General features: G+C 60.3%; 10 protein-coding genes. 9 read left to right on the top strand and 1 reads right to left on the bottom strand.

Features of this window, described 5'->3' with window-relative positions:
• The coding region (locus tag JWQ61_RS02665) for a 1-aminocyclopropane-1-carboxylate deaminase/D-cysteine desulfhydrase (protein ID WP_304359147.1) at nucleotides 1–524 on the top strand (524 nt) is incomplete at its 5' end.
• Between the two features lie 16 nt (nucleotides 525–540).
• Here JWQ61_RS02665 and JWQ61_RS02670 read toward each other — a convergent pair.
• Nucleotides 541–810: a hypothetical protein gene (locus JWQ61_RS02670; protein ID WP_304359148.1), complete on the bottom strand. Its 270-nt coding sequence runs from the start codon at nucleotides 808–810 to the stop codon at nucleotides 541–543.
• Between the two features lie 112 nt (nucleotides 811–922).
• Here JWQ61_RS02670 and JWQ61_RS02675 point away from each other — a divergent pair, with 112 nt between their 5' ends.
• From JWQ61_RS02675 to JWQ61_RS02710, 8 genes are all read left to right on the top strand, one after another.
• Nucleotides 923–1,885 carry a LysR substrate-binding domain-containing protein gene (locus tag JWQ61_RS02675; RefSeq protein WP_304359149.1) on the top strand — a complete coding sequence of 321 codons (963 nt, stop codon included), beginning with the start codon at nucleotides 923–925 and terminating at the stop codon, nucleotides 1,883–1,885.
• A gap of 37 nt (nucleotides 1,886–1,922) precedes the next feature.
• Complete coding sequence (locus JWQ61_RS02680) at nucleotides 1,923–2,564, top strand: tRNA-uridine aminocarboxypropyltransferase (RefSeq protein ID WP_304359150.1); 642 nt, start codon at nucleotides 1,923–1,925, stop codon at nucleotides 2,562–2,564.
• 193 nt (nucleotides 2,565–2,757) lie between these two features.
• Complete coding sequence (locus JWQ61_RS02685; RefSeq protein WP_304359151.1) at nucleotides 2,758–3,804, top strand: PHB depolymerase family esterase; 1,047 nt, start codon at nucleotides 2,758–2,760, stop codon at nucleotides 3,802–3,804.
• Nucleotides 3,805–3,861: 57 nt separating this feature from the next.
• On the top strand, nucleotides 3,862–4,494 hold the full coding sequence (locus JWQ61_RS02690) for a hypothetical protein (RefSeq protein WP_304359152.1): 633 nt from the start codon (nucleotides 3,862–3,864) through the stop codon (nucleotides 4,492–4,494).
• Between the two features lie 215 nt (nucleotides 4,495–4,709).
• A complete protein-coding gene (locus JWQ61_RS02695; RefSeq protein WP_304359153.1) occupies nucleotides 4,710–4,988 on the top strand; it encodes a DnaJ domain-containing protein in 279 nt (92 codons plus the stop codon).
• Nucleotides 4,985–5,518: a hypothetical protein gene (locus JWQ61_RS02700; protein WP_304359154.1), complete on the top strand. Its 534-nt coding sequence runs from the start codon at nucleotides 4,985–4,987 to the stop codon at nucleotides 5,516–5,518. Before JWQ61_RS02695 ends, JWQ61_RS02700 begins: the two co-directional genes overlap by 4 nt.
• Before the next feature lie 31 nt (nucleotides 5,519–5,549).
• A complete protein-coding gene (locus JWQ61_RS02705) occupies nucleotides 5,550–6,242 on the top strand; it encodes a hypothetical protein (protein WP_304359155.1) in 693 nt (230 codons plus the stop codon).
• Between the two features lie 39 nt (nucleotides 6,243–6,281).
• A partial coding sequence (locus tag JWQ61_RS02710; protein WP_304359156.1) for a hypothetical protein occupies nucleotides 6,282–7,311 on the top strand: 1,030 nt, incomplete at its 3' end.

Here is a 7,311-nt window from a genome sequence, read left to right on the forward strand (position 1 = left end):
GGCACATCGCCACTGGCGATGACAGCCACGTCTGGCTGCCGGAAGGCGGCAGTGCGCCGGCGGCCTTGCGCGGCGTCGCGGAACTGGTGGACGAGTTGACCACTGAGCTGCCTTTCATGCCGGATGTGATCATGGTCGCCTGCGGCACCGGCGCCACGCTTGCCGGCATCCTCGCCGGTTTGCAGGGCCGGGGCCGGGCGATCGGCATCGCGGTTCTCAAGGATGCCGCTTATCTGCACCAGGAGATCGCCCGCTTGCTGCAGGAGGCGGGTTATCCCGCCTACCGGAATTATCAATTGATCACTGATGCGCATCACGGCGGCTATGGCAAGGCGCCGCCCGAGCTGCGCCAGTTCTGCCGCGAGTTTTCACAGGAATTCGACCTGCCGATAGAGCCGGTTTATACGGGCAAGCTGTTTCATGCCCTCAGGCGCTTGCAGCAGGCCCAGGTTTTCCGCCCCGATGAGCGGGTGCTTGCCGTGCATACCGGCGGCATGCAAGGAGCGCGCGGGTTTGTGGCTTGAAGCAAGCTTATCGGCCTCAAAAAATCGTATCCCTGCGCACCTGCTCGCGCGGCTGCACGGAATCGAGGTAGCCGATATCGCGTAAAAGGTGGTCGCTCAGCTCGCGCACATTCAGCACGTATTTTTGCGGCGTCTCTGCCGGCGGCGCTTTTGCTGGCTGTGGCGGGATCAGGCGCTGCTGCCACCAGCCGCCAGTGCTCTTGACGGCCTGTAACAGGTTACCCAGCAAACCTTGCGGGCGTGGCAATGTTGTCGCGATTTGGTCCGGTGTCGATACGCAGTTCATGGCAAGCTCACAAGTTGGTTGTAGGAAATATTCACAGCACTTTCAATACTGGTCAGAATATCCAACCACAGTCACTTAGGGAAACGACTTGTTCTAACCATCTTGGTAAGCTATGCTTACCATCATGAGCCGACTCCCTTTGCATACCCTCCCGGTCTTCCGCACCGCTGCCCGCCTGCAGAATCTGCGCGCTACCGCGGTCGAAATGCACCTGACCCATAGCGCCGTCAGCCAGCAGATAGGCGTGCTTGAGCAGCAGCTTGGTTTTGTCCTGTTTGAGCGGCGCGGCCGCCGCATCGTGCTGAACGAAGCGGGCCAGGCGCTGCTATGCAGCGTCGAGTCGGCTCTGGCGCAGCTGGATGTCGGCGTGCTGGCCGCAGCCGCCACGGCGACCGGCGTTGCGCAACGGCTGCGGCTGACGGTGATGCCGTCTTTCCTGCAGCGCTGGCTGCTGCCGCGCATGCAGCGCTGGCGCCAGCGCCATCCCGACATCGCGCTGGAGCTGCACTCCTCGCAGCAGGTGATGGATTTGCAGCGCGACGGTTTCCACGCGGCGCTGCGCCAGGGACGCGGCGGCTGGTCCGGGTTGAGCGATGAACGTCTTTTCGACAGCCCGCTGGTGGTGGTGGCTTCGCCGGCCACCGCGCGCCGCCTGCAAGGAGGCGGCGCGGCGGCGCTGGTGCATGAGCCCTTGCTGGGCGACGCCGATCTGTGGGATCTCTGGTTCAGCGAAGCCGGGCTGACAGTGAGGACCAATCCGGTGGCCAGCTTTAACGACGCCGGCCTGATGCTGCAAGCCGCCGAACAAGGTTTGGGCATAGCGCTGGGGCGCGAATTCATGGTGGCCGATGCCTTGCGCGACGGCTTGCTGGTGCAGCTGTCGGAACAGCGGCTGGCGCCGGACGCCGATTATTCGTCTTATTTCCTGGTCTATCCGCCCTCACTGTGCGACTGGGCGCCGCTGCAGGCTCTGCGCAGCTGGCTGCATGACGAGGTATGCGCTTTGCAGGCGTCGGTCGCCGCAGCGGCGGAAGAACCGCCGGCGCGCAAACCGCGCCGCAAGAAAGCGCCGTAGCAGCAATAGCGGCCGGATTCCTCTACCTGTCCACTCGATGAAGCAGCTCGACCATCACCAGCGCCTCGCCTGTCCCAGATGCCTGCGCCCGCAGAGCGCTTGCATCTGCAGCTGGATTACGCCGATAGAGCCGGCGGTCGACGTGCTGATCTTGCAGCATCCGCTGGAAGTCCGCCAGGCCAAAGGCAGCGCCCGCCTTTTGCAGCTGAGCCTGGCGCGCAGCGAACTGTTTGTCGGTGAAACCTTTGACGAGCAGGGCTTGAAAGCGCTGCTCCACGCGCCTGCCAGGCATGCCATCCTGTTATATCCAGACAGCCCCGCAGATAAAAGCCTGGAGCTGGCCGCACCGCCGCCGCTGGACCCGGCGCTGTTGCGAGAACCGGCGCAATTGCGGCTGGTGGTGCTGGACGGCACCTGGCGCAAGAGCCGGAAAATGCTGTACCTCAATCCGCTGCTGCAGCAGCTGCCGCGCCTGTCGCTGCAGAATCTGCTGACTTCGACGCCGGCATCGCGCTACCTGATCCGCAAGGCCCAGCGCCCGGGCCAGCTTTCTACGCTGGAAGCAACTTGCCATGCCTTGATGCAGCTGGAGCAGGATGAGGAAAAATACCAGCCCTTGCTGACGGCCTTCGACGGCTTTGTGGCGCAGCAGGCTGCTTGCCGGATCAAGGCAAGCTAGACCAGGCCAAGCTGTCAAATTTGATAGTTTTTGGCGATGCATGTCCATGCTATCGTGCACTTGGCTCACTGGAGCGCGTGACAGGTTTCGTTAGGTTCCGGCAAAAACCTCAACCGTAGAATGATGAAAGCAGACACATCTCTGCTAGCGTCCGCACACCGCGCATGCTTTATGCTCACCAGGGGCCTGACTCATGAAAATCTTCTTCCGGCATTGCGTAATCGTCTTCTCGGTTTTACTTTCCGCGTTTTCCCTATCCGCAAGAGCAGCGCCGATTGCGGAACTGGGCGCCTATGGCGCCGATCTCCGCCAGACCTCTGTCTCCGGTTTGTCTTCCGGCGCATTCATGGCGGCGCAGTTTGATGTCGCCTTTTCCAAGGAGCTGGTGGGCGCCGGCATCATTGCCGGCGGGCCGTTCTACTGTTCGGGCCAGACCACCGGCGTGATACCGTTCATTGCTGCGCAGACGCTGTGCATGCAGCCGCTCGGCAGTGCACCCAGTGCGGAAAATTCGTGGCTGGCCGCGCAGAAATTCGCACAGCAAGGGGTGATCGACGATCCGCAGCATCTGCAACGCCATCGCGTTTATATTTTCAGCGGCACCAAGGACACCACCGTGCTGCCGAAAGTCGTGGATGAAACCGCCAGGTTTTACGCGCTGGCCAAGGTCCCGAAGGAAAATATCCAATACATTCATGACATCGCGGCGGGTCATGCCATCATCACCAGCAACGCCGGCGACGTTGCCTGCGGCAGGAGCGCCGCGCCCTATATCAACGATTGCAATTTTGAGCAGTCGCACCAGATCCTGCGCTGGATCTACGGCAAGATGAAAGCCCCTGCCGCGCAGCCGAAAGGCCGGTTATTGCAGTTCAACCAGCGTGCCTTCGATCCCGGCAAGCAAGCGTGGCTGAGCGACATCGCCTATCTGTATGTACCTGCCAGCTGCGCCGCCGAGGCTTGCAAAGTGCACGTAGTCTTCCATGGCTGCGGCCAGGATGCGCTGGCTATCGGCGATCGTTATGTCCGCACCACAGGCTATAACGAACTGGCCGACACCAATAAAATTATCGTGCTTTATCCGCAAGTGGATAAATCCTTTGTCAATCCCAAAGGATGCTGGGATTTCTGGGGTTACACCAGCCCCGAACCCGCCAAGCCGAATTTTTATACGCGCCAGGCGCCGCAGATGGCTGCGGTGATGCAGATGGTGCGGCAGCTGGGTGAAAAACGCCCTTGACTGAACATCCAACCGAAGATCATCCAGCCAGCAATCCAATTCTCAAGGAGCTTAGATATGCAATCCGATTTCATCGCGCAATGGGGAAAAGCCAATCAGGATGCCATGGGCATTTTTCTCAAAAGCCTGGCTCAGGCAGTGCCGGCCATGAACCAGGCAAACTCCGGTCCCGCGGCAGTCACCGCGGATAGCTGGAAGGCCATGGTAAGAAATCACATGGAGCAGGCCGCCGGTTTTTCAGCCGACAAAAATGCAGCGGTCAACGCTGCCTGGCGGCAACGGTGCGACCAGCTTGATTTCGGCGCCAGCGCTGTCGCTTTGCAAGGCCTGGCCGATATCCAGATCAACCTGATCAGCCGCCTGGTTGAATCCCATGTGCAAAATATCCGCGCCATGACAGAGGTAAGCGCGCAGTATTTGCAGAATCTGGCGCTTACGCGCGATGGCAACGACATCATGATGGCGCTGGGGCAATGCGTCAGCGGGCTGGAGGCAGCGGCGAAATCCAGCGCGATAGAAGGCGTCGGCATCGCGAACGGCATCAAGCCGGCGTTGGCGCAATGGCTGCAAGCCAGCATAAGTGAAGCATCGGGCGGGGAAACCGCAGCTGCCGGCGATAATGACGATTCACAGGAAACTGTTGCGGATATTGCCAAAAAAGCAGCAAATACGCGGAGCAGGCGGAAGTAATTGCAAAAGATACACCGGAATATGTCGCGCGCGTCCTGCAAATCGTGGCGTGCAGGCCACGCGCGGCATCGACTTCTGGCGTCCGCTCGTGTATCCTCCGCAGACTCTTCCAAAGTGTTTGTGTCTTTTCGGCAACAAACACTTGCCCCGCAAGGATTCCATCAGCAACAAGACGACGGTCGCCCGTGACCGGCTACGCCAACGTGTGAGGACGCATGAAGGATTATTACGCCGTTCTCGGCACAGACAGCGATGCAACCACCGGCGCCCTGAAAAACGCCTATCGCAGGAAAGCCTCGGAGTTTCATCCCGACCGCAACACCGCGCCCGACGCGCCCGCACGGTTCCGGGATATCCAGGAAGCCTACGACTTGCTGTCGGATGCGGTGAAACGCCAGGAATACGACGAAAACCGGCGCCGCAGTTTGCTGGAAAATCCGCTTGAGACCGCCCAGCAAATCTGGACTACCTATATGAACAGGGTTCTGCAATGATGCTTTCCGCTTTTTTCGAAGATTTGACCAAGGCTTACCAGGCTGAGCTGGAGGATTTGCAAAGCGATTCCGAAGGCAACGACATCCTGGCGTCGCGCCTGAAAAGCAAGCGCGCGCAGTTTGCCTTGATGATGCCGATGATAGAAACCGATCCGGAAATGGTGGCGGTGGCTTTCCATGGCGGCGTCGACTTTACCAATCCGCAGGCGCTGACCATGCTGCTGGGCGAAGAACCGGACGACTTTCCATTGTGGGCCGATGTCGCCGACTCTGTGCAATTCGAATCGTGGGCGCAAAAGCTGGCCGAGATTGCCTTGCAAGAGCCGGGCGGCGAGCGTTTCCTGATCACCACGGTTTGCCTCGAGTACCTGCACGAGAAAAGCAACGGCAGCTACCAGGGCACTTATAGCCAGTCTGACTCGGATGATGCAGTCGATGAGGTCGAGAGCGACGACGAAGAAGACGGCCGCGACCTGGAAATCGAAGGCGCCGACTGGCTGGCGGAGCAAGGCTTCGAACGCCTGGGCTAAGCAATTCAGATATCTTGGACAGAGTGACACCATGACAAACGCGCTAGTAGTGAAAGCAGCAAACCTGATCCGCAGCGGCGATATCGCCGGCGCCGAATTCGCCCTGGTCAGCCTGGCTGAGACCGAGGGCGACTACGCGCTGGTGGCGGCGCTCGACACGCTGCCGCCGAAGGACCTGCTGGCGGTGATCCGCGAATACGACACGTCGAAAGAATCGGTGGTCAACCTGCTGGTGACGCCGGAACAGTTTGCGCGCGCCGTGGTGATGGAACGGCTGTATGGCGACCATAGCCATGTGCGCCTGCGCGGCATGGTGAATGCGGTGCTGTTCCGCGACGACAGCCAGACCGGCGAATTCCTCGAAGCGATCGGCGATGTCGACGGCGGCTGCGAAGCGCTGATCGATTACCTGTCGGACCGCGATGAAGAGGTGGTGCATTTCGTCACCTATGACACGTTCAACGTCAACCGCACCGAAGAGGGCGATGAAGTCGACAAGTCGGAAGTCAGCGACCGCGACTGGAAAGAGCTGACCTGGCTGCTCAAGCATGAGCACCCCGACATGTTCGAACAGATCTGGCCGGTGCTGAAAAAACGCATGAAAGAACGCCTGCGGCGCGAAGCGGAGCTGGAATTGCAGGAGCAGAAAAAACTCGAATCCGAAGAGCGCCCGGCGGCGCAGCCCGCCGCTGTTGTCGATCCAGGTGAAGAGTCCGCGCTCTAAGCTTTCGCTGTTTTACCGTTGCAGAAACCCACGCATCCCATGTCCGACAAACACCGGAATATCGACCTCGTCGACAAGCGTCCTTTCTTTGAAAAGGCGCTTGCTTTCGGCCTCAAGAGCCGCATCCTGGACCAGGAAAAATGCCGCGCGATGATCACCGACGCCGCCAAAGGCACGGTGCAGGTCGCCGCCTTCTTCGGCACCAGCCACCTGCACACCGATCTTGAGAATGCGCGCCAGCGCATCGTCAACCTGATCAGCCTCTACCTGGAGCATACGTTCAGCGGCGACCTGCAAAAAGCGGCGGAATCCCTGCGCGACAATACTTTCCTGTCGCATTCGCGCGGCGGCAACGAGATGCTCAAGGCCTTGCATGGTTTGCCTGACTCTACCGTTTTCGGCGATACCAAGGGCCAGGGAATCAAGGAATTCCAGGACGAGCGCACGCTGGCCAAGCCATTCTCCCTTAACGCCTATCGTAAAGAGCGCAAGGCGCGCGAGGAATGCGCGGCGGTGATTGCCGCGGCGCTATGGTTCGCCGGCGATCTGGGCCTGGAGCGTTCAGAACTTGAATTTGCGGGCGCCGAAACGGTCATTCGCACGGCGTTGCTGGTGCGTCTTGGCGGCGGCGAAGAATTTCCTGATCGGCTGGGTTTTGCCAGGTTGATCGCCGCAGTACGCGGCGGCGGCGGCGCCGGTGGCGACGCCCGCGCGAAATTGAAGATCCCCAAAAAACTGCTGGACGATGTGCCGCTGGAACATCGTGATGTTGCGGACAAGGTCCGGCGCGACATCGAGAAGCAGGATGCGCTGGCCGATGCTGCGGTGGCGCTCGATTCCCTGCTCAATCTTGTCGAGTTGCGTTATTTCGTGCGCGAGGGCGGCCTGGAGGATGTGGACGGGTTCGATGCCCTGGTCTCCAAGGAGTGGCACAAGGTTACAAAAGGCAAGGAAGATCCGTATTCGCGGCTGACCATCTTCATGTGCATCGCGTCGGGTGTGAAACCGAAGACGACGGTGTCGGAGACCGAGGCCAGGTCCATGATCCGGCGGGTGCGCGAGCACGGCT

The sequence above is a fragment of the Collimonas fungivorans genome (assembly GCF_028292705.1).
Taxonomy (GTDB): domain Bacteria; phylum Pseudomonadota; class Gammaproteobacteria; order Burkholderiales; family Burkholderiaceae_D; genus Collimonas; species Collimonas fungivorans_B.

Coding starts and splice junctions, on each gene's coding strand:
- JWQ61_RS02705 (WP_304359155.1), top strand. CDS start 5,550: ATGACAAACGCGCTAGTAGTGAAAGCAGCAAACCTGATCCGCAGCGGC.
- JWQ61_RS02690 (WP_304359152.1), top strand. CDS start 3,862: ATGCAATCCGATTTCATCGCGCAATGGGGAAAAGCCAATCAGGATGCC.
- JWQ61_RS02675 (WP_304359149.1), top strand. CDS start 923: ATGCTTACCATCATGAGCCGACTCCCTTTGCATACCCTCCCGGTCTTC.
- JWQ61_RS02700 (WP_304359154.1), top strand. CDS start 4,985: ATGATGCTTTCCGCTTTTTTCGAAGATTTGACCAAGGCTTACCAGGCT.
- JWQ61_RS02695 (WP_304359153.1), top strand. CDS start 4,710: ATGAAGGATTATTACGCCGTTCTCGGCACAGACAGCGATGCAACCACC.
- JWQ61_RS02680 (WP_304359150.1), top strand. CDS start 1,923: ATGAAGCAGCTCGACCATCACCAGCGCCTCGCCTGTCCCAGATGCCTG.
- JWQ61_RS02685 (WP_304359151.1), top strand. CDS start 2,758: ATGAAAATCTTCTTCCGGCATTGCGTAATCGTCTTCTCGGTTTTACTT.
- JWQ61_RS02670 (WP_304359148.1), bottom strand. CDS start 810: ATGAACTGCGTATCGACACCGGACCAAATCGCGACAACATTGCCACGC.